This window comes from Arthrobacter sp. ov407 (assembly GCF_900102895.1).
Taxonomy (GTDB): Bacteria; Actinomycetota; Actinomycetes; order Actinomycetales; family Micrococcaceae; genus Arthrobacter.
Genome location: NZ_FNGD01000009.1, coordinates 125,563 through 147,168, shown reverse-complemented (window position 1 = coordinate 147,168; position 21,606 = coordinate 125,563). Strand labels below are relative to the sequence as shown.

Sequence of the window (21,606 nt, the reverse complement as noted above, 5' to 3'; positions counted from 1 at the left end):
GTTGCGCACGTGGAGGAGTATTATTCCTTCCGGGGGGCGGGCCTGGAAAGAGAATAGCCATGCTCAAGGACAAGCAAGTCGGCGCAGTGCTACCGGCAGCAGACATCACCCGCGCACGGAATTTCTACCGCGATAAGCTCGGGCTCGAACCCGAAAACGCGGCCGCCGAGGACAACCTGCAGTACAAATGCGGCGCAGGATCCGCGTTTCTCCTGTACCAGACGCCCAATGCCGGAACAGCCAAGAACACGCAGATCGGCTGGATGGTCGATGACCTGGCGGGCGCTGTTGCTGAACTCCGCGCCAACGGCGTCGTCTTCGAGGAATACGATTTCCCGGGCTTAAAAACCGAGAACGGCATAGCCACCACTCCGGACGGAAGCTCGGCCGCGTGGTTCCTGGACACGGAGGGCAACATCCTGACCCTCGTCCACATGCCGTAGCAAGTCACAAAGCCCGGCCGGATCGCGAAAGCGCCTCCGGCCGGGCTTTGTGCGTCCCCGGGGCTACGTGTCGGTGCCGGCGTCCGGTTCCTCTGACCACGCCATGCTGGGTCCAATGGCGTCGATCGCCTGGGACAGCGGGATTCCGGAGCCGTCGCGGCGGCCATGCTCGCCCGGGAGTGAGCGCGCCACGCCGGCCAGTGAGGAAGCCTTGGCCGGACCGTGGCCGGCCCAGCCGAGGAGCAGGGTGTCCTCGCCCTTGAGGAAGCGGTGGGCCCGCACCCCGGCAGTGGCCCGGCCCTTGACCGGGTATTCGGCCAGCGCAGTGACCTTCGCAGCCCCGGGGGCGGTGCCCGGCAGGGCGCCGTCCGTCCCCGCGATGGTCACGACGACGGCGGCGGCGTCAGCGGCGCCGGCGGTCCCGAAGAACATCACCCGGTCCCCGGCAGCAAGCTTGATCCCAGCCATGCCGCCCGCGGTTCGGCCTTGCGGGCGGACGGCGGAGGCACTGAAACGCAGCAGCTGGGCTTGGCGCGTGATGAAGACGAGGTCGTCGTCGTCGGACCCGGTGGGTGCAACGCCAACTACGGTGTCCTTGTCCTTGAGCGCGATTACTTCCCAGTCCTCGCGGTTCAGCGGATAGTCCGGCTGCACCCGCTTGACCACGCCCTGGGCCGTTCCGATTGCGAGGACCTGGTCCAGCGGAGCGAAGGCCACCAGCGACTCGCCCTTGAGGAGCGTGATGAAATCCTTGGCCGGTACGCCGCCGGCCATATTCGGCGTGCCCGAGGTCGGCGGCAGCACCGGCATGTCCATGACCTGCAGGCGCAGCATGCGGCCCTGCGAAGTCACGGCTGCGATCTCGCCGCGGGCGGTGGTCTTGACCACGGAGGAGAAAACGTCATGCCGGGTCCGCGGGCCGGCCTCGGCCAGGCTGTCCTGGTTGGCGGTGCGGGCGATCTGCCCGGACACGGTGAGGATGGCCCAGCAAGGATCGTCCGCGATCTCAAGGGCCAGCGGTGCGGCCTTGCCCTTGGCCCCGGTGGCTGCGCCCAATGCGGCTGCCACGGTGGGGGAGACGGCCTCGGATTCCAGCAGCACGGTCCGGCGCGGTGTGCCGTACTTCTCCGCGATCTCACCGAGTTCGTCCGACACCAGGGCGCGGAGCAGCGCGGGGGAGCCAAGGATCGCCTCCAGCTCGGCGATCTCCCGGCGGAGCTCCTCCTGCTCCTTCTCCAGCTCGACCCGGGAATATTTGGTCAGCTGCCGCAGCCGCAGTTCCAGGATGTAGTTGGCCTGGATCTCGGAGAGATCGTAAATGGACATCAGCCGGGTCCGGGCCGCGGCAACCTCGTCGGAGGACCGGATGATCTGGATGACCTCGTCGATGTCCACGATCGCGACCAGGAGGCCCTCGACCAGGTGCAGGCGGTCTTTCTTTTTGCCCAGCCGGAAGGCCGTGCGGCGCCGGACGACATTGATCCGGTGGTCCACGTAGACCGAGAGCAGCTGGAGCAGCCCGAGGGTCTGCGGCTGGCCGTCGACGAGCGTGACGTTGTTGATGCCGAAGGAGTCTTCCATCGGTGTGTAGCGGTAGAGCTGCTGGAGCACGGCCGTGGGATTGAAGCCGTTCTTGAGCTCAATGACCAGCCGGAGACCATGCTTGCGGTCCGTGAGGTCCACGACGTCGCTGATGCCGGTGAGCTTCTTGCCGTTAACGGCGTCCTTGATTTTCTCGATCACCTTCTCCGGGCCCACCATGTACGGCAGTTCCGTGACCACCAGGCCGGTGCGGCGGGCCGAGAGCTGCTCGATGTCCACCTTCGCCCGGGTCTTGAAGGAGCCGCGGCCCGTGGCGTAGGCGTCGCGGATGCCGTCAAGGCCCACGATCCGGCCGCCGGTGGGCAGGTCCGGGCCGGGGACGAATCTCATGATGTCCTCAAGCGTGGCATCCGGGTTGTCAATCAGGTGCCGGGCGGCGGCGATGACTTCCACGAGGTTGTGCGGGGCCATGTTGGTGGCCATACCGACGGCGATGCCCGTGGCGCCGTTGACCAGCAGGTTCGGGAACGCGGCCGGCAGCACGTCCGGCTGGGTCAGCTGGTTGTCGTAGTTGGGAACGAAGTCGACGACGTCCTCGTCGAGGTGGTCCGTGAGGGTCAGGGCCGCGGCTGCCAGCCGGGCCTCGGTGTAGCGGGGGGCCGCGGGGCCGTCGTCGAGCGAGCCGAAGTTGCCGTGTCCGTCGATCAGCGGCAGCCGCAGGGAAAAGTCCTGGGCCATGCGCACCATGGCGTCGTAGATCGCGGCGTCGCCGTGCGGGTGCAGCTTGCCCATGACCTCGCCCACCACGCGGGCGCTCTTGACGTGGCCGCGATCCGGGCGCAGCCCCATGTCGGACATCATGTAGAGAATGCGCCGCTGTACGGGCTTCAGCCCGTCGCGGGCGTCCGGGAGGGCCCGCGAGTAGATCACCGAATAGGCATACTCAAGGAACGAGCCTTCCATCTCGGACGTGACATCGATATCGACGATGTTCTCGGTGAAATCCTGACTGGCTTCCCCTGCCGGGGGCGTGGTTTGGCGGCGTGCCATAAGGCTGGTGGATCCTTCTGAGGGGGTGCTGAACGGGGACTGCGTAAGTTTATGACTAGGCTAAGCCTATGGTGGATCAGCCGGCGGACGGCGTATATCCGGAATATTGGGAAGCCGATGTTGTCCTGCGCGACGGCGGCACAGCGCATGTGCGCCCCATCCACCCCTCCGATGCAGATGCGGTCCAGGCCTTCCACGTGGGCCAGTCCCAGAAGTCCATCTACATGCGCTTCTTCGCGTTCAAGTCCAAGCTTTCCAGCAAGGAACTCAAGCGCTTCACCGAAGTGGACTACAAGGACCGGGTGGCCCTGGTCATCACGATCGGCGGCGAAATCATGGGCATCGGCCGTTACGACCGGCTCGATGACCCGGCGGACGCCGAGGTCGCCTTCAACATCGCCGACGCCCACCAGGGTCGCGGCATCGGTTCGATCCTGCTCGAACACCTCGCCGCCGCCGCGCGCGAGAACGGAATCCGCAAGTTCAGCGCCGAGGTGCTCCCGGAGAACCGCAAGATGCTCATGGTCTTCTCCGACGCCGGCTACGACGTCAAACGGCACTTCGACGACGGCGTGGTCAGCCTCGAGTTCAACATCGACCCCACCGACAAGTCCCGGGCCGTGATGGAATCCCGCGAGCACCGCGCCGAGGCCCGCAGCATCCAGGAACTGCTCGCCCCGTCCTCCGTGGCCGTGATCGGAGCCAGCCGCAAATGGGGCGCCGTGGGTTACCAGCTCCTCGAGCACGTCATCGAAGGCGGGTTCAGCGGCCCGGTCTATGCAATCAACCCGGAGGCCCTGGAACTCGCCGGCATGCTCTCCTTCTCCCGGCTCTCCGAGGTCCCCGGCCCGGTCACGCTCGCCATCATCGCGGTCCCGTACGACGAGGTCCCCAAGGTGGTCCAGGAATGCGCCGCCGCAGGCGTCAAAGGGATCGTGGTGGCCACCGCCGGATACGCGGACGACGGCGACCGCGGCCTGTCCCGCCAGCGCGAACTCGTGCGGCAGGCCCGAGAAAACGGCATGCGCGTGATTGGGCCGGCGTCGCTGGGCATTGTCAACACCAACCCGGCCGTGTCCCTCAACGCCTCGATGGCACCGGCCCTGGCCCGCCGCGGCGGGCTGGGGCTGTTCAGCCAGTCGGCCGCGATCGGCGTCTCCCTCTACGCCGCCTCCAGCCGCCGCCGGGTAGGCATCTCGACCTTCCTCTCCGCCGGCAACCGCGCCGACGTCTCCGGCAACGACATGATGCAGTACTGGGAGGACGACCCCGACACCACGGCGGTGGGCCTGTACCTGGAATCGATCGGCAACCCGCGCAAGTTCTCCCGGCTGGCCCGCCGCCTGGCCCGGACCAAACCGGTGATTGTGGCCAAGTCCGACGCCATGGGCCTGAACCTGCCGCCCGGGCACGCCGTCCGCACCACCCAGGCGCCGCCGGAAGCGCTGGACGCCATGATGCGGCAGGCCGGCGTGATCCGGGTAGAGACCATCGAAGAGCTCATGGACGTCGCCCAGATCGTGTCGAGCCAACCGCTGCCCGGAGGCCCCGGAATCGCCGTCTTCAGCAACTCGCGCGCCCTAGGCAAGGTGGTCGCGGACAGTGCCGCCCGCCAGGGGCTCGGCGTGGAACGGATCGTTGCCGACGTTGACCTCGACGCCGGCATGTCCCGGGCGCTGCCGGCCCTGCGGCGGAGCCTGCAGGAAACCCTGACCGCGGACACTGTGCACGCCGCCGTGGTGGCGCTGCTTCCTGCGCACGGCCTCACCGTCGAAAAGATCGCCGGCGTGCTGGCCGAATGCTCCGCGGCGGCCGGCAAACCGGTGGTCGCCGCCTTTAGCGGAATCCTTGATCCCTCCATTTATGTGGAAGGCATGGTCGGCGCGGAACCGGAACAAGCACACCAGCCCCTGCTGGCTCCACCTGTTCCGTGCTACTCCAACCCGGGTGCGGCGGTGGCGGCCCTGGCCGCCGTCGTGCGTTACGCGCAGTGGCTGGACCGGGATCAAGGCCTGTTCGTGGAACCCGAAGGCTGCCACCCGGAGGCTGCCCGGGCTGACCTGGAGCAGCTGCTGCGCAATGTGGGCGGCGAGCAGCTCGTCCGGCTGGACCAGGACACGGCAGCGCGGCTGCTGGGCCACTATGGCATCCGGCTGGTTCCGTCCGTCGGGTTCGAGACGGCGGAAGAGGCCGTTGCAGCGGCCGAGCAGCTCGGCTGGCCCGTGGCACTGAAGACCACGGATCCGGCGCTGCGGCACCGGCTGGACCTCGGCGGCGTGCGGCTGGACATCCAGGACGCCGATTCGCTGCGGCGCAACGTGCTGCAGATGCGCAAGTCGCTCGAGCGGTACGGCTCCCCGTCCCTCGAAGTGCAGACCATGGTTCCCGTGGGGCAGGCCTGCACTTTCCGTGCCATTGAAGATCCGCTGCTGGGGCCCGTGATCTCCTTCGGCCTGGCCGGCGACGCCGTGAACCTGCTCGATGACTGGGCCCACCGTGTGCCGCCGCTCTCCGGCTCCGACGTCCACGACTTCATCCGGACGCCCCGGGCGTCGCGGAAGCTCTTCGGGTATCAGGGCCTGCCCGCCGTAGACGCCACGGCCCTGGAAAACCTCGCCGCCCGCCTCACCAGGCTGAAGGACAACCATCCGGAGATCGCGCTGGTGCACTTCAATCCCGTCCTCGCCGGGCCCGACGGCGCCTCGATCCTTGCCGCCGACGTCAGGATCGCGAATGCCGCCCAGCGGACGGACAGTGCGCGCCGGGCGATGCGCAGCTAGGCCGGATATTGTCAGGGCGGCCCGGTTGGCCGCCTCAGCCGACGGCGTCGTCCGGGGCCGGGCAGTTAGCAAGTCCCCAGCCGATCTGTGAAAATGGAGACTATGAGCTCCCAGCCTCCAACACCCAAGCCCCTGGCGACCGCCCCCGCACGCCAGGCCGCGCACCACCACGGCCTCCATGACCACAGTGCGCAGGGCCAGAGCCTGGAAGGTTCTCTCCAGCAGGCCGGTTTCTACCCCCGGCTCGTGGCTGACGTCGTCGCCGATGCCCTGGACGGCCGCGACTGCGTGGCCCACCTGGTTCATCTCGAGACCCACTTCGACCGCGCCGAGGTCCGCCGCCACATCACTGTCCTGGTGTTGACCGAGGACATGTTGGTCATCACCCACGTCGATGACCAACAGCTCGACGACGCCGGCGAGCAGACCGTCGCCCAGGTGTCGACCGAGTCCGTCCCCGTGACCCAGATCCGCTCGGTGGTCCTGAGCTACGTCTACGCCCAGCCGCAGGACTACAAGCCCTCCGACCCTGTCCGGGAGCTGACGCTGTCCATCGCGTGGTCCGGCGGCCAGCGCCTCGACATGGGCCCGGCCAGCTGCGGGGACCCGCAGTGCGAGGCCGATCATGGCTACAGCGGCACCATCGCGCAGGAAGACATCGTGCTGCGGATCAGCGCCGAAGCGGACGGTCTGCAGGCAGTGCAGGACGCCAAGCTTTTCGCCCGCGCCCTGCGTGCCGTGAACACCGGCTCCACGGCCCCGGTCCCGCACAACGGGCCCGGCCTGCCGCCCCGACCGCGGATGGGTGTGTTCGGAAACCGCCTCAGCCGCGGCCACCAACGCTGACATGGCTCGCGTCCGTCAGCCTGAACCCGACCAAGATCAGCTGCCAGAGCCGGTGCTGAGTCCCAGCCTGGCCGCCCCCGGTGTGTCCTTGCCCGCCGCGGTGGCCGCCGGCGTGGGTCCGTCCCCGCTCCCGGCCGCCCCGGCTTTCGGACACCGGTCCATCGCCGAGGTCCTGACCAGCGCGGCGGCAAGCCTGGGTGTCCCGGGGTTCGAGAACAAACTGAATCTTCCGCCCGCCAAACGCGTGTGCGTGGTGCTGGCCGACGGACTGGGCCGGAACCTGTTGAAGCAGAAGATCGCCCACACCCCGTTCCTGCGCACGGTCCTGCAGGCCGGCCAGGGCCAGGTGCCCGTGTCGCTGGATTCGGCGTTCCCGTCCACCACCGCGGCATCCCTCGCCAGCTTTGGCACCGGACTGTCGGCCGGCCAGCACGGCATGGTGGGCTACGACGTCCTGGACCCGGACCAGGACCGGGTAGTGAACATGCTTGGCAACTGGGACGCCGGCGTGGAACCGCGGATCTGGCAGCCGTTCCCCACCGTATTCGAAAGGGCCGCGGAGCACGTCGATGTCACGACCGTCAGCCTCCCGCAGTTCAGCACCTCGGCCATGACCGAGGCCGCGCTCCGTGGAGGCCGTTTCATCACCGGAACCACGTCGCACGCCCGGACCGAGGCGGCCGCCGAGGCCATGGCCGGCGCCGGGCCCTCGCTCATGTACTTCTATGTCAATGAGCTCGACAAGGCCGGGCACCGGCACGGTTGCCAGTCACCCCAGTGGGAGCACCAGCTCGAAGAACTCGATGCCACGGTGCGGCGGCTCAACGCCACCCTGCCGCCCGGCACCACCGTGCTGCTGACGGCCGATCACGGCATGGTGGATGTGCCGGAATCGCAGCGGATCGACTACTCCGCGGAGCCGGCACTCCTGGCCGGCGTCCGCCACACCGCCGGCGAGCCGCGGATGGTCCACCTGTACCTCGAGGATGGAAGGGACGACGCCGCCCGCGCCCGACTGCTGGCAAACTGGCGGTCCCGTTTCGGGGACAGAATATGGGCCTTCACCCGTGAGGAAGCGATCGCGGGCGGGCTGTTCGGTGACGTTCGGGCCGAGGCCGCCTCGCGGATCGGCGACATCATGATCGCGGCCCGGGACTCGCTGGCGCTCTACGATACGCGCAGGGTCCGGTCCACTGCCCTGGAGGTCGTGGGCCAGCACGGGTCCCTGACGAAAGCCGAGCGGGAAGTCCCGTTGCTCTACTTCCAAGCGGACGGTAAGAAAGCGCCCCGCCGCTGACGCTGCGGGGTCTTCTTATTGGTCGTTGCGGGTTCCGAAGACGATTTCGTCCCAGCTGGGAACGCTTGACCGCTTGGGCTTGGCCGGCTGGCGCTCCGGCTGCTCTGTGCCGGCGTCGATCCGGCCGGCGTCGTTCCGGCTAGCGGCGTGGGACTCGCGGTGCTGCCGCCGGGACGATCCGCCGCCGATCAATTCATCCAGGCCCGGGCTTGCGGTGGGCGCCTTGCCCGCCGGGCGCAGTTGCGAGGCGGCGATGGTGACTTCCCGAGTCTCGGTGCTGACGCCGTCGTGCAGTTTCAGGGCATCGTCCTCGTCCGGGAGGCGCGGTGCGAGGGTCAGCCGGGAAAGCATTGACGGCCTGCCGTCGCGGCGGCGGGTGAAGGCATCGGTTTCCGACGGGGCTGCCGCTTCCAAGGCCGGAACCTCCGGCTGCCCTGTGTTGGCTTCGACAGGGTCGGCTTGGGCAGGGTCGGATTCGTCAGCCGCAGCGGCTTCGGAGATGGACTCCGGTTCCGTCGCCTGGGGGGCCTCGGACACTTCCGCCGGCCGGGGGTGGGCCGCGGGGACGCCGGTGTTCAGGAGCGTGGCAAGGGCGTCGTCCGCGTCTTCGTCCACCCCGATCCGCTGTCCGCGACGGGAACGAAGCATGTCCAGCAGCCCGTCGGCGTCCTGTTCCTGGTGGATCCTGTCCTGCTGAAGCAGCATCTGGTGAATAATGCTGTGCTGGCCGGTCGCCGTGCGTGCCGCGGCCTCAGCGTCGGTTTCAAAGTCGAAGGGCCGGTCTGAGACGGCCGTAAGGCGCCGCGTCGGCACGGGTCCTTCGAGCGGCTCAAGTTCGCTCAGCTGCTGGGCCCAGCGGTTGGCGTTTTGCAGAGACTTTCGGGCGGGATGGAAGGTCCACATGGCCGGCGGCTCCTCGCCGATCCCGGCAGGACCGCCGGGCTTGGGCTCGAAGCGGGCCACCACGTTCCAGCTGCCATCGGGACGTCGCCAGGAATCCCACTCCAGTGTTGAGGGTTCGACGCCGTAAGCCCGGAGGCGGTGCTCGACCATGTCGCTGAGGGACGCCGGGTTTTCACCGAACACGGACCGGTAGACGTCGTGGCCCGGGGCGGGGGAGGCCACCTCCACCTTGCGGGCCTGCTGGGCGACGTACTCGCGTTCGGCCAGGACTGGGCCCTCATAGCGCTGGACTTTCTCCAGCGGAATTCCGGACAGCTCCGCTACTTCGGCGGCGGTGGCTCCGTTGCGAATCCTGGTCTGGATGTCGCGCGGAGACATGGCAATAGGGGGTGCGGCCGCGCTGGACGCGGTCTTCGCCGACGTCCGGCTCGCTGCCACCCGAAGTGCTTCATCGATCGGCAGCTGGAACATCTCGCCGCCGGTGCCACTCAACAGGAGATGCTCTCCGTCGTCGTGGACGCCTAGAAGCCGTAGATCCTGCATACAAATCCTCCACCCTGGCATTACTAACAATCGAAACTCTGCCACCAGCGGGGCGCATTTCGGGTTAGGACGGCAGGCGCGCCGTGATTTTCCGCGGCTTTCCGGCGGTTTTGGCCGGTCTGCGGAAGAGATTGTGGGGAGGGGACCGGCGGGCTCTGGCATTCGGGAGGTGCTTAAGCAAAAATGACCCGACACCGGGCACAAAAACCGCATGTCCGGCGTTGACTACGGTGAACCGCTCCCGGAGGCCAGGGTTACCATCCCGGCGGGCCATCCTGGAACGGCGAATCGACCGAACGAATGCGGAGTGTGAGCAACAAATAATGGCGACTGATTACGATGCGCCGCGTAAGACCGAAGAAGACCTCAGCGAGGATTCGATTGAGGCTTTAAAGGCGCGGCGTACGGAGAAGCCTTCCGCCGTGGTGGATGAAGATGAGTCCGACCTTGCCGAAGGCTACGAACTTCCCGGCGCTGATCTGTCCGGGGAGGAACTGCTGGTACGGGTCATGCCCGCCCAGGCAGACGAATTCACGTGTGCCTCCTGCTTCCTCGTCCGCCACCGTTCGCAGATTGCTCGCGAAAAAGACGGCCTTAAGTACTGCAAGGATTGCGAGGGCTAGGCAGACAGGCAGATAGCCGGTAGGAGGCGGTGGGAACTAGGAGTTGAGCGCGGCGATCAGTTGCTCCGGGTGGCGGGTGGACGTGAGCCAGTACGGGGTGCGATCCGAGGGGTCCTCGATCTCGATCCGGACCACCGGATCCACCCAGCCGCGGATACACAGGAACGCCAGCCCATTGAGCCGCGTGCCCCGTTCCGCCGTCGCTTCCTTGCCGCGGAATGCCGTGATCTTGCCCAGGAACCCGCGTTCAATCGAGGCCCTGCCCACCCGCAGTGTGGTCCTGGTGACGGTGATTGACGGCGTGGACAGCACCAGCAGTACGGAGATGACGACGAAGATCACGATCGCCGCGGTAATGCCGGCCCAGATGCTGATGGGCGCCAGCATGAGGATCCCTGCGCTGGAGAACAATGCCGACACCAGCCAGATCCAGAAGTTCGGCCAGAGTTTCTCGGCGTAAAGGACAGGGGAGTCGCTCGGGGCGCTCTTTGGGGCAGGCGCGGCTGCGCTGGATTCGGGCATAAGCACAGCTTTTCATCTTTCCGGGGCTATTTCATCTCGGCCTCAGTCCGCTCCAAGCCGCTTCAACCCAGCTTCAATGCAGTGGGCGGTGTGCGCGGGCAGGCCAGTGGCGGCTAGGACGATGTTCCTTGCGGGAGTTAGAGTGAGGGACTGTGACTGAAGAAAACACCGCCGTCGCCAGTGCCGCAGTGACGGCCCGCGACGCAGCCTACGGAACGCCCACCTTGACGGTACAGCTGAAAATGCTCGACGACGGTCTGGAGCCGCCGTCGTATGCGCACCCGGGCGACGCCGGCGCCGACCTTCGCGCCCGCGTGGACGTCGTCCTCGCACCGGGGGAGCGCCGCCTCGTTCCCACTGGCGTCTCGATTGCGCTCCCGGATGGCTTCGTTGCGCTGATCCATCCCCGGTCCGGCCTCGCCACCAAGCACGGACTGACGGTTGTGAACGCTCCCGGCACGGTGGACGCAGGCTACCGCGGAGAAATCGCGGTGACACTGCTCAATACGGACCGGGACGAGGCGATCGAGCTCCGTCGCGGCGATAGAATTGCACAAATGGTCATTCAGCGTGTGGAGTACGCCCGGTTCCTTCCGGTCGAGGAACTCGACGGCTCGGTCCGCGGTGGGGGCGGCTTCGGCTCCACCGGCGGTTTCGGCGGACCGGCCTGAGCGCAGGCCCGGCTTGGCCACGGGGGTCAATCGGGATATTGCGGTGCTGCACGGCACTGAAGTAGCACGGCACCGAAGCAACATAAGCACTGAAGCAACACAGACACAGCAGCAACACAGGCGCTGAGGCAAGATCAGCGGTGCAGGAAAAATTGAGCAGGCGGCCGCAGGGTAGCGGGCTGCCACGCGGACAGGCGTCTGGATGGCGCCGGGCGGCGGCACAGGATCACAACTGAAGGAGACACCCCATGGTTTTTGGGCGCGGCAGGAAAGCCAAGCAGGAGCAGCCGACAGAGCCGGGCGAGGCCACGGAAGCTGCCATTGATGCCGCCGCGACGCCGGCCGGGAGCGCCGCCAAAACCGCCGGCCGGGCCGCGGCAGGCCCCTTCGACGTCTCGGAAATCGACGACCAGGACGGGTACGTGGACCTCGGTGCGCTGCTGATCGCACCCCGCGATGGACTCCAACTCCGCCTGGAAGTCGAAGAGGCGAGCCAGCGCGTCGTCGCCGTCACCATGGATCTGGAGGGCTCGAGCCTGCAGCTGCAGGCCTTCGCCGCCCCCCGCTCCGAGGGCCTGTGGGATGAAATCCGTGAGCAGATCGGCCAGTCGGTCGGCAGCCAGGGCGGCCAGGTCGAGGAGGTCGAGGGCAGCTTCGGCACCGAGCTCGTGGCGAAGCTTCCCGCCGGCGGCGCGGACGGCAGTCAGGGGTACCGCGTGGCCCGCTTCATCGGCGTCGACGGCCCGCGCTGGTTCCTCCGCGGCGTCTTCGGCGGCGAGGCGGCACTGGACCGCGACGCCGCGGCCGGGCTGGAAGGGCTTTTCCGGCAGATCGTCGTGGTCCGCGGCGAGAACCCCATGCCGCCGCGTGATCTGCTGCAGCTGCGCCTGCCCAAAGACACCCCGGCCGCCCCGTCGCCGCAGGCCCCCGAATTCGAACAGCCCGAACGCGGACCGGAGATAACCCAGATTGGCTGATGCCGCCGGCAGGAAAACCGCCCCCGCCATGTCGGTCCGGGACCTGCCGGACCGCGGGCGGGTGCTGTGCCACGGCTTCATCGAGTCCGTCACGTACATGCCGGCCAACCAGGTGGCATCCTTCATCGCGATCCTGATCGATCACGATGCCCCCGCTCCCGTCACCCGCTTCCCCGCGTTTGGTGCCAAGGGCGGAGCCGCAGCGGCCAGCAGCCTGCCCACCAACGAGGTGTCCACTCACCGGGTGCGTCCGGGTGCGCAGCGCCAGCGGCCCGCCGGCCCCAAGGAACGGCTGCGCGTCGTATGGCTGGGGCGGCGCCGGATCCCCGGGGTCGACGCCGGAACAGAGCTCCGGCTCGAGGGCATGGTCACCATGCGCGACGGGCTGCCCACGATCTTCAATCCCCGCTACGAAATACTCTCCCGCCAGGAGGAGCAATGACCTTGCCCGAACACCCCGAACGGGCCCCCCAGCGGGAAGACAGGGATGCCGGACAGCAGGAGCCGGGGAAAACCGCGGGCGGCAACCGGGACATTTCCCCACCTGTTGTTTCCCAGCCCGCCGCCGCCCAGCCCGCTGCCTCACAGCCCACGGTCGCCCAGCTTGCCGAGGACTATGCGGCCAAGGCCGGCCTGCACCGGTCGAGCAACGGCAACATCGACGTGCTCAAGAGCGCCGGTGGCATGCAGGGCATCGCCGAGAGCATCCTGCCTGGCCTCGTCTTCCTGATTGCCTTCACCATTGACCGGGAAAACCTGACGCTGTCGGTCATTGCTTCCCTGTCGGTGGCCGCCGTCTTCACCGTGGCACGGCTTCTCCAGCGCAAACCGCTGACGCAGGCGCTGGCGGGCTTCATCGGCGTCGGACTCTCCGCGTGGCTGGCCACCTCGACCGGCAAGGCAGAGAACTTCTACGTTCTGGGGTTCTTCACCAACCTCGGCTACATCCTGGCCATGTCCATTTCCGTGTTCGTACGCTGGCCGATCGCCGGCTTGCTCTTCGGCTTCATCCGCAATGAGGGCCTGGAATGGCGCAAGGACCCGAAACGGGTCAAGGCCTACAGCATCGGCACCTGGGTGATCGTTTCCGTGCTGGTCCTGCGGCTCGTGGTGCAGGTTCCGCTCTACTTCATGGGGGAGCAGGGCTTCGCCGCCCTCGCCACCACCAGGCTCCTCATGGGCGCCCCGCTCTACATCCTCGGGATCTGGATTGCCTGGCTGCTCACCCGGCCGGCCACTGTGCCCGCCGGCGCCAAAGAGCCCAACTGACCCGTTGCCCTATCAGTAATGGCCGTTCCCAGCTCTGGGAACGGCCATTACTGACAGGGCAACTATTGAGAGCGGAGCTGCTCTAGCCCTCGAAGCCGTCGTCCCCGGCCGGCTGGGTGCCGTGGCCGTGCTGATCCGAGGTCACCGGGTGCTGATCCTCGAGCGGGGATTCGGGTGCCAGCAGGGCGCGGAGTTCGTCCTCGGCCGCGATCGTGGTGACAAAGAACAGTTCGTCGCCGCCGTCGATCACGTCGTCGCGGCTCGGTGTGATGGGCGCCTGATCCCGCAGGATCGCCACGAGCGTGGAGTCCTCGGGCCACTTGACATCGCCCACGGTCAGGCCGATCACGTGGGAGTCGTGCGGAACCGTGAACTCCACCAGCGAGGACACCCCGGTCTGGAGCGTCAGCAGCCGGACCAGGTCACCGATCTCCACCGCCTCCTCCACCAGCGCGGTCATGAGCTGGGGGGTGTTGACCGCGACGTCGACGCCCCAGGAGTCGTCGAACATCCAGTCGTTCTTGGGGTTGTTAACCCGGCCAACGGTGCGCCCGACGCCGAATTCCGTCTTGGCCAGCAGCGAGACCACCAGGTTGACCTTGTCGTCACCGGTGGCGGAGACCACGACGTCGGCGTCCTCGAGTTTGGCGTCCTGCAGGGTACTCAGCTCGCAGGCATCACCGACCAGCCAGTGCGCGCCCCGCAGGCCGCTGCGGCCGATGACCTCCGGCTTCTCATCGATCAGCAGAATTTCGTGCTTGTGGGCCAGCAGCTCGCGGGCGATCGAGGAACCGACGCTTCCGGCACCGACGATGACGACTTTCACTCAGGACTCCTTGGCGGGGGATTTGGCGAGAATATGGCCGATCTCGGAGCTCCGGTCCACGTTCAGCATGGCGTGGACGGTGTCGCCGTCCTGATATGACGTGCCGGCAGCTGGCAGCATGCCCTCGCCGAACCGGGTCAGATACGCGATCCGGATGCCGGCCGCCTTCTCGATCGACGAGATCGGGTGCCCGATCCAGTCGGGGTTAAGGTCAACCTCGGCGAGGACCAGCCGGCCCGAGGGCTCCCGGTAGTCGCCGGCGATGTGCTGTTCGGGCAGGATGCGGCGCAGCACCTGGTCGGCGCTCCAGCGGACCGCGGCGACCGTGGGAATGCCGAGGCGCTGGTAGATTTCGGCGCGGCCCGGATCATAGATCCTGGCCACCACATGAGGAACGTGGAAGGTCTCCCGCGCCACCCGGGTGGCGAGGATGTTGGAGTTGTCGCCGCTGGAAACGGCGGCGAAGGCATAGGCTTCCTCGACGCCGGCCCGCTTCATCGTCTCGCGGTCAAACCCGACCCCCGTGACCTTCCGTCCGGAAAACCCTGTGCGGAGCCGCCGGAAGGCGCGGTCATCCTGGTCGATGATGGCCACCGAATGGCCGGCGTCCTCGAGCGTGTGTGCCAGGGTTGACCCGACACGGCCACAACCCATGATCACGAAGTGCGCCACATGGGCCTCCTCTTGGTTCTGCGTCTGATACTGCGTAAAACTCTACCGGCCACGCGGCGCGGGGAGGCCACGGCCACGGGGCGGCGGGCCGCGTGCTTGCGGACGCCAACTTCGCCGTCATGACATCGCGTCCGAATCAGACTAGCTTTGTGTGGTGCTGACAATTTTCAATGCCGTGAAGCGGGTGCTGGTAGGCAAGCCCTTCCGGAACGACCGTCTGGCCCACACGCTCTTGCCGAAGCGGATCGCGCTGCCCATTTTCGCCTCGGACGCCCTGTCTTCGGTGGCCTATGCACCGGATGAAATCCTCCTGACCCTGGCCCTGGCCGGCGTGAGCGCGGTGGCCATCGCGCCGTGGGTGGGCCTCGCCGTCATGGTGGTGCTCCTGACCGTTGTGGCCTCCTACCGCCAGAACGTCCACGCCTACCCCTCCGGCGGCGGCGACTACGAGATCGCCAACGTCAACCTCGGCAAGTATGCAGGCCTCACCGTAGCCTCGGCCCTGCTGGTTGACTATGTGCTGACCGTGGCCGTGTCCATGTCGTCGGCCGCGACGTACCTGACCACCGCCGTGCCCTCGCTGCACGGACAGCAGGCGGCGATTGCCACGACCGGCGTCGTGATCCTGGCCCTCGTGAACCTGCGCGGCATCAAGGAGGCCGGCAGCGTCTTCGCCGTCCCGACCTACATCTTCATGGCCTCGATCCTCGGCATGACCGCCGTCGGCGTCTTCCAAGCCGCGACCGGCCAGCTGGGGCAGGCGCCGTCGGCGGCGTTCGAGATCGTGCCGGAGCCTGGCTTCGACGAGGGACTCGTCGGGCTGGCCGGCGCCTTCCTGCTGCTGCGCGCCTTCTCCTCGGGCGCCGCGGCCCTGACCGGCGTCGAGGCCATCAGCAACGGTGTGCCCAACTTCCAGAAGCCTAAGAGCAAGAACGCGGCCACCACGCTGCTGCTGCTCGGCGTGATTGCCTCCGCCATGCTCGCCGGCATCATCTACCTGGCCAACGCCACCAAGGTGCACATCGTGCTGGATCCGGCGACGGAATTCCTCCTGAACGGCAAGCCGCTGGAGGAGGGTTACATCCAGAACCCGGCCATCAGCCAGATCGCGCAGACCGTCTTCGGCTCGGGCTCCATCCCCTTCTACATCGTGGTGGCCGCCACCGGCGTCATCCTGGTGTTCGCCTCCAACACGGCGTTCAACGGCTTCCCGGTGCTCGGCTCAATCCTGGCCCAGGACGGCTACCTGCCCCGCCAGCTGCGCACCCGTGGCGACCGGCTGGCCTTCAGCAACGGCGTCCTGGCCCTGGCGGCCGGCGCCCTCGTCCTGATCATCGCCTTCAACGCGGACGTCACAAAGCTCATCCAGCTCTACATCGTGGGCGTGTTCATCTCCTTTACGATGAGCCAGCTGGGCATGATCCGGCACTGGGGGCGGGAACTGAAACTGTCCAAGGAACCTGCCGTGCGGCGGCGCATCATCAAGTCCCGGACCATCAACACCGTGGGCTTCTTCATGACCGCCCTGGTGCTGGTGATCGTCCTCATCACCAAGTTCTCGCAGGGCGCCTGGATCGCGCTGCTGGCCATGTTCGTGCTGTTCCTGATCATGTGGAGCATCCGGGCGCACTATGACAACGTGGCCAAGGAACTCGCCGTCGACGAGGACTCCTCGCCGCGCGCGCTGCCCACCCGGGTGCACGCCGTGCTGCTCGTCTCGCACGTGCGGAAACCTGTCCTGCGCGCCTTGGCCTACGCCCGGGCCTCCCGCCCGTCGCGGCTGGACGCCATCACCGTGGACATCAGCCCGGAGGAGACCGAGGCGACTGTCGCGGACTGGGAAAAACTCGAAATCCCGGTACCCCTGACCGTGCTGGCCAGCCCGTTCCGCGAAACCGTGACCCCGATCATGGAGTACATCAAGAACATGCGCCGGGATTCGCCCCGCGACCTGATCGTGGTCTACATCCCGGAGTACGTCGTGGGCAAATGGTGGGAGCAGCTGGTCCACAACCAGACCGCGCTGCGCATCAAGACCCGGCTGCACTTCGAGTCCGGCGTCATGGTGTGCAGTGTGCCGTGGCAGCTGAAATCGTCCGAAGAAGAAGCCAAGAAACTGCAGGATATCCAATGACCCCCGACACCCAGACGCACACCCACACGGATCTCGTCGTCGACGTCGGACCCGTCGCCCACGGCGGGCACTGCGTGGCCCGGCACGAGGGACGGGTCATCTTCGTCCGCCACGGCATTCCGGGCGAGAAGGTCCGGGTCAGGCTCACCGACGACGGCCCCGCCGCCAAATTCTGGCGCGCCGACGTGGTGGAGGTCCTGGAGCCCTCACCGGACCGGGTGCCGCATTTCTGGGACCTCGCCGATTCCGCGCGCTCCTGGTCGCACCGGCACCCGCCCGTCGGCGGCGCCGAACTCGGCCACATTTCGCTGGCGCGCCAGCGCAGCCTCAAGGCCGACGTCCTGGCCGAACAGCTCAAGCGGCTGGCCGGCGTCGAAGTTGCGCCCGCAGGGCAGATCACAGTCGAAGCCGTCGGCATGGTGGCCGGGGACGGTCCAGCTGAGGGAACCAACGGCGCTGCTGGCGCTGCCGTGTCCGGCCTGGGTTGGCGGACGCGCGCCGGTTTTGCCGTGACGCCGGCCGGCAAGCTCGGCATGCACGCCCACCGCTCCGATACCATCCTGCCAGTGAGCGAAATGCCGCTGGCCGTGGCCGGCATCAACGCGCTCCGGCTCTGGGAAATCGACCTGCAGGGCATCGACCGCGTCGAGGTCGCCGCCCCCGCGAACGGCTCCCGGCCGCTGGTACTGCTGGTGCCCACCCCGGGAACCCGGTCCAAGCGGCTCAGCGGCATCCTGGCCCAGCTGCCCGACGACGTCTCGGTGGCCAGCCTGGACCCGGCTACCGGCGAGGTGCTGCAGTTGCGCGGCCGCACCTATGTCCAGGAATCTGCGGCGGGTCACGACTACCGGGTTACCGGCGACGGCTTCTGGCAGATCCACCGGGATGCCCCGGAGACGCTGGTCGGGGCGGTTACCGGCTTCCTGCACGACGGCGGCTTCCTCGCGCCGGGCTCAGTGGTGGCGGATCTGTACGCGGGTGCCGGGCTGTTCACGGCACCGCTGGCCGATGCCGTGGGGGTGACCGGATCCGTGCTCTCGGTGGAGGGGGCGCCCGGAACCAGCCGTGATGCACGCAAAAACCTGCACGACGCCGCCCAGGTGGAGATCGTCCAGGGCCGGGTGGAACGCGTGCTGCGGCAGAAACCGCGCAACTTCGACGCCCTGATCCTGGACCCGCCCCGCGCCGGTGCCGGCAAAGCCGTAGTCAAGCAGCTGATCGACGCCGGTCCCCGGGCCGTCGCCTATGTCTCCTGCGATCCGGCGTCGTTCGCCCGCGACGTCGGCTACTTCCGGCAGGGCGGCTGGGGGATCGCCGGGCTGCGTGCTTTCGACCTGTACCCGCACACCCATCACATGGAGACTGTGGCGTTACTGACTCCCCAACCGTGATGCCACTAGGATGGGCGGAGTAGTCCGTCGTCGCGCTCCATCACCACTGGCGTTAATTTAACGGCCGTTCCCTGCGTTTCTTACCTGCATCACGTACCTCGATGTACTGATGCCTGTATTAGTTAGGCAGACCTAACTAGCAAGGGTCCAGCGGCGCGACAAAGATGAAACTGTTGCGAGAGGAGTCCTGCGATGAGCATTGTGGACAGCTTCGGTTCAAAAGGCAAACTTAATGTAGCCGGAACCGAATACGAAATTTTCCGGTTGAACTCCGTCGAAGGTGCAGAAAACCTTCCGTTCAGCCTCAAGGTATTGCTTGAAAACCTGTTGAGGACCGAGGACGGTGCCAACATCACGGCCGACCACGTCCGTGCGCTGGCAGGCTGGGATCCCAGCGCCGAGCCCGACACCGAGATCCAGTTCACGCCGGCGCGTGTGATCATGCAGGACTTCACCGGCGTGCCCTGCGTCGTTGACCTCGCCACCATGCGTGAGGCCGTCAAGGAGCTCGGCGGAGACCCGAAGCGGGTCAACCCGCTGGCACCGGCCGAAATGGTCATTGACCACTCGGTCCAGATTGACGCCTTCGGCAACTCCGGCGCACTGGAGCGCAACATGGAGATCGAATACCAGCGCAACGGGGAGCGTTACCAGTTCCTGCGCTGGGGCCAGACGGCATTCGATGACTTCAAAGTCGTCCCGCCGGGCACCGGCATCGTGCACCAGGTCAACATCGAGTACCTGGCCCGCACCGTCATGACCCGCGAAGTTGACGGCATCGTCCGCGCTTACCCGGACACCTGTGTCGGTACCGACTCGCACACCACCATGGTCAACGGCCTGGGCGTGCTGGGCTGGGGCGTTGGCGGCATCGAGGCCGAGGCTGCCATGCTCGGCCAGCCCGTCTCCATGCTCATCCCGCGCGTCGTGGGCTTCAAGCTCACCGGCTCCATCCCGGCCGGCGCCACGGCAACCGACGTCGTCCTGACCATCACCGAACAGCTGCGCCAGCACGGTGTGGTCGGCAAGTTCGTCGAGTTCTACGGTGAAGGCGTCGCGGCTGTGCCGCTCGCCAACCGTGCAACGATCGGCAACATGAGCCCGGAGTTCGGCTCCACTGCCGCGATGTTCCCGATCGACGACGTCACCCTGGACTACCTGCGCCTCACCGGCCGGTCAGACGAGAACGTCGCGCTCGTGGAGTCCTACGCGAAGGAACAGGGCCTCTGGCACGATCCCTCCCGCGAGATCAAGTTCTCCGAGTACCTCGAGCTGGACCTGTCCACGGTTGTTCCGTCGATCTCCGGCCCGAAGCGCCCGCAGGACCGCATCATCCTCACCGAGTCCAAGGCCCAGTTCCGCGAGGACCTGCGCAACTACGTGAAGGAAGACCTGGCCGACGGAAGCCTGGACGAAGCGATCGACGAAAGCTTCCCGGCTTCGGACTCGCCCTCTTTCACCGCGTCCGCGTCACACCTGAGTGACGTGGCCCCGCACGCGCACGGCCCGAAGTCCAACGGCCGCCCGTCCAACAAGGTCAGCGTCAAGACCGCGGACGGACGCGAATTCGAGCTGGACCACGGCGCGGTGTCGATCGCCTCGATCACCTCCTGCACCAACACGTCCAACCCGTCCGTGATGCTGGCCGCCGCACTGCTGGCCCGCAACGCCGTCGACAAGGGCCTGACGTCCAAGCCGTGGGTCAAGACCTCCGTGGCTCCCGGTTCCAAGGTGGTCACCGACTACTACAACAAGTCGGGCCTGACCCCGTACCTGGAGAAGCTCGGCTTCTACATCGTGGGCTACGGCTGCGCCACCTGCATCGGCAACTCCGGTCCGCTCGACGCCGAGATCTCCGAGGCCATCCAGGCCAACGATCTCTCCGTCACCGCCGTGCTCTCCGGCAACCGCAACTTCGAAGGCCGGATCAACCCGGACGTGAAGATGAACTACCTGGCCTCCCCGCCGCTGGTCATCGCCTACGCCCTGGCCGGTTCCATGGACTTCGACTTCGACAACGACGCCCTGGGCCAGGACGAGGCCGGCAACGACGTCTTCCTGAAGGACATCTGGCCGAACCCGGTCGAGGTCCAGCAGGTCATCGATTCCTCGATCGACAAGGAAATGTTCGCCCGCGGCTACGAGGGCGTCTTCGACGGCGACGACCGCTGGAAGGCACTCTCGACCCCGGCCGGCGACACCTTCGCCTGGGACCCGAAGTCCACGTACGTCCGGAAGCCCCCGTACTTCGAGGGCATGAAGGCCCAGCCGGAGCCGGTCCAGGACATCACCGGTGCGCGCGTGCTGCTCAAGCTCGCCGACTCCGTCACCACGGACCACATCTCCCCGGCCGGTTCCTTCAAGTCGGACACCCCGGCTGGCCAGTACCTGCTGGCCAACGGTGTGGAACGCAAGGACTTCAACTCCTACGGCTCACGCCGTGGCAACCACGAGGTCATGATCCGCGGTACGTTCGCGAACATCCGCATCAAGAACCAGCTCCTGGACGGCGTGGAGGGTGGCTTCACCCGCGACTTCAGCCAGGCTGACGGCCCGCAGGCCTACGTCTACGACGCCGCGCAGAACTACCAGGCCGCCGGCACCCCGCTGGTGGTCCTGGCGGGCAAGGAGTACGGCTCCGGTTCGTCCCGTGACTGGGCTGCCAAGGGCACGGCGCTGCTGGGCGTCAAGGCCGTCGTGGCCGAGAGCTACGAGCGGATCCACCGCTCCAACCTGATCGGCATGGGTGTCCTGCCGCTGCAGTACCCGGCCGGCCAGAACGCTGCCAGCCTGGGCCTGACCGGCACGGAAACCTACGCAGTTGAGGGCGTCACCGCCCTGAACGAGGGAACGACGCCGAAGACCCTCAAGGTCACAGCGACAGCCGAAGACGGTACCGTCACGTCCTTCGACGCCGTACTGCGCATCGATACCCCGGGCGAGGCGGACTACTACCGCAACGGCGGCATCCTGCAGTACGTCCTGCGCCAGATCTCCGCGCACTAGGCGGAGCTGCCGGCCAGCTCCGGTAACGCACGCGAAGGCCCCGGCCGGTCACTGACCGGCCGGGGCCTTCGCGTTCCCGGTTCACGGATGGGATGCTGGGGACGGGCGGGG

17 protein-coding genes are annotated in these 21,606 nt (G+C 67.2%); 12 read left to right on the top strand and 5 right to left on the bottom strand.

Going from position 1 to position 21,606, the window contains the following annotated elements:
* Positions 1–59 precede the first annotated feature (59 nt).
* Positions 60–443 (top strand): VOC family protein, encoded by a 384-nt coding sequence (locus tag BLS42_RS13365; RefSeq protein ID WP_090581910.1) that lies wholly within the window; start codon positions 60–62, stop codon positions 441–443.
* A gap of 63 nt (positions 444–506) precedes the next feature.
* Here BLS42_RS13365 and BLS42_RS13360 read toward each other — a convergent pair whose 3' ends face one another.
* Positions 507–3,035: a DNA gyrase/topoisomerase IV subunit A gene (locus BLS42_RS13360; protein WP_090581908.1), complete on the bottom strand. Its 2,529-nt coding sequence runs from the start codon at positions 3,033–3,035 to the stop codon at positions 507–509.
* A 68-nt stretch (positions 3,036–3,103) separates the two neighbouring features.
* Here BLS42_RS13360 and BLS42_RS13355 point away from each other — a divergent pair, with 68 nt between their 5' ends.
* The 3 genes from BLS42_RS13355 to BLS42_RS13345 all read left to right on the top strand — a co-directional run bounded on the left by BLS42_RS13355 (position 3,104) and on the right by BLS42_RS13345 (position 7,958).
* Positions 3,104–5,815 (top strand): bifunctional acetate--CoA ligase family protein/GNAT family N-acetyltransferase, encoded by a 2,712-nt coding sequence (locus tag BLS42_RS13355; RefSeq protein ID WP_090581906.1) that lies wholly within the window; start codon positions 3,104–3,106, stop codon positions 5,813–5,815.
* A gap of 102 nt (positions 5,816–5,917) precedes the next feature.
* Positions 5,918–6,661: a DUF5998 family protein gene (locus BLS42_RS13350; RefSeq protein ID WP_090581904.1), complete on the top strand. Its 744-nt coding sequence runs from the start codon at positions 5,918–5,920 to the stop codon at positions 6,659–6,661.
* Position 6,662: 1 nt separating this feature from the next.
* Positions 6,663–7,958 (top strand): alkaline phosphatase family protein, encoded by a 1,296-nt coding sequence (locus BLS42_RS13345; RefSeq protein ID WP_256336462.1) that lies wholly within the window; start codon positions 6,663–6,665, stop codon positions 7,956–7,958.
* 15 nt (positions 7,959–7,973) lie between these two features.
* Here BLS42_RS13345 and sepH read toward each other — a convergent pair whose 3' ends face one another.
* Positions 7,974–9,404 carry a septation protein SepH gene (sepH, locus tag BLS42_RS13340; protein ID WP_090581902.1) on the bottom strand — a complete coding sequence of 477 codons (1,431 nt, stop codon included), beginning with the start codon at positions 9,402–9,404 and terminating at the stop codon, positions 7,974–7,976.
* A 323-nt stretch (positions 9,405–9,727) separates the two neighbouring features.
* On the opposite strand from sepH, the gene BLS42_RS13335 reads away from it, so the two are divergent.
* Positions 9,728–10,027 (top strand): DUF4193 domain-containing protein, encoded by a 300-nt coding sequence (locus BLS42_RS13335; protein ID WP_090581900.1) that lies wholly within the window; start codon positions 9,728–9,730, stop codon positions 10,025–10,027.
* Positions 10,028–10,063: 36 nt separating this feature from the next.
* Here BLS42_RS13335 and BLS42_RS13330 read toward each other — a convergent pair whose 3' ends face one another.
* Positions 10,064–10,549, bottom strand: coding sequence for a DUF3093 domain-containing protein (locus BLS42_RS13330; protein WP_090581897.1), 486 nt, complete (start codon positions 10,547–10,549; stop codon positions 10,064–10,066).
* A 152-nt stretch (positions 10,550–10,701) separates the two neighbouring features.
* Here BLS42_RS13330 and dut point away from each other — a divergent pair, with 152 nt between their 5' ends.
* The 4 genes from dut (at position 10,702) to BLS42_RS13310 (ending at position 13,466) form a co-directional block, all read left to right on the top strand.
* Positions 10,702–11,220 (top strand): dUTP diphosphatase, encoded by a 519-nt coding sequence (gene dut, locus BLS42_RS13325; protein ID WP_090581895.1) that lies wholly within the window; start codon positions 10,702–10,704, stop codon positions 11,218–11,220.
* A 248-nt stretch (positions 11,221–11,468) separates the two neighbouring features.
* A complete protein-coding gene (locus BLS42_RS13320; protein WP_090581893.1) occupies positions 11,469–12,197 on the top strand; it encodes a DUF3710 domain-containing protein in 729 nt (242 codons plus the stop codon).
* A complete protein-coding gene (locus BLS42_RS13315) occupies positions 12,190–12,639 on the top strand; it encodes a hypothetical protein (RefSeq protein ID WP_090581891.1) in 450 nt (149 codons plus the stop codon). Before BLS42_RS13320 ends, BLS42_RS13315 begins: the two co-directional genes overlap by 8 nt.
* Positions 12,636–13,466 (top strand): DUF3159 domain-containing protein, encoded by an 831-nt coding sequence (locus tag BLS42_RS13310; protein WP_090581889.1) that lies wholly within the window; start codon positions 12,636–12,638, stop codon positions 13,464–13,466. The genes BLS42_RS13315 and BLS42_RS13310 overlap by 4 nt, the downstream gene beginning before the upstream one ends.
* Positions 13,467–13,548: 82 nt before the next feature.
* On the opposite strand, the gene BLS42_RS13305 is transcribed toward BLS42_RS13310, so the two are convergent.
* Together BLS42_RS13305 and BLS42_RS13300 are read right to left on the bottom strand one after the other, a co-directional pair.
* Positions 13,549–14,292 (bottom strand): potassium channel family protein, encoded by a 744-nt coding sequence (locus BLS42_RS13305; protein ID WP_090581887.1) that lies wholly within the window; start codon positions 14,290–14,292, stop codon positions 13,549–13,551.
* On the bottom strand, positions 14,293–14,964 hold the full coding sequence (locus BLS42_RS13300; RefSeq protein WP_090581885.1) for a potassium channel family protein: 672 nt from the start codon (positions 14,962–14,964) through the stop codon (positions 14,293–14,295).
* Positions 14,965–15,118: 154 nt separating this feature from the next.
* On the opposite strand from BLS42_RS13300, the gene BLS42_RS13295 reads away from it, so the two are divergent.
* The 3 genes from BLS42_RS13295 (at position 15,119) to BLS42_RS13285 (ending at position 21,495) form a co-directional block, all read left to right on the top strand.
* Positions 15,119–17,098: an APC family permease gene (locus tag BLS42_RS13295; protein WP_176803423.1), complete on the top strand. Its 1,980-nt coding sequence runs from the start codon at positions 15,119–15,121 to the stop codon at positions 17,096–17,098.
* Positions 17,095–18,489 (top strand): class I SAM-dependent RNA methyltransferase, encoded by a 1,395-nt coding sequence (locus BLS42_RS13290; RefSeq protein WP_090581881.1) that lies wholly within the window; start codon positions 17,095–17,097, stop codon positions 18,487–18,489. Before BLS42_RS13295 ends, BLS42_RS13290 begins: the two co-directional genes overlap by 4 nt.
* 192 nt (positions 18,490–18,681) lie before the next feature.
* Positions 18,682–21,495 carry an aconitate hydratase gene (locus BLS42_RS13285; protein ID WP_090581879.1) on the top strand — a complete coding sequence of 938 codons (2,814 nt, stop codon included), beginning with the start codon at positions 18,682–18,684 and terminating at the stop codon, positions 21,493–21,495.
* Positions 21,496–21,606: the final 111 nt, after the last annotated feature.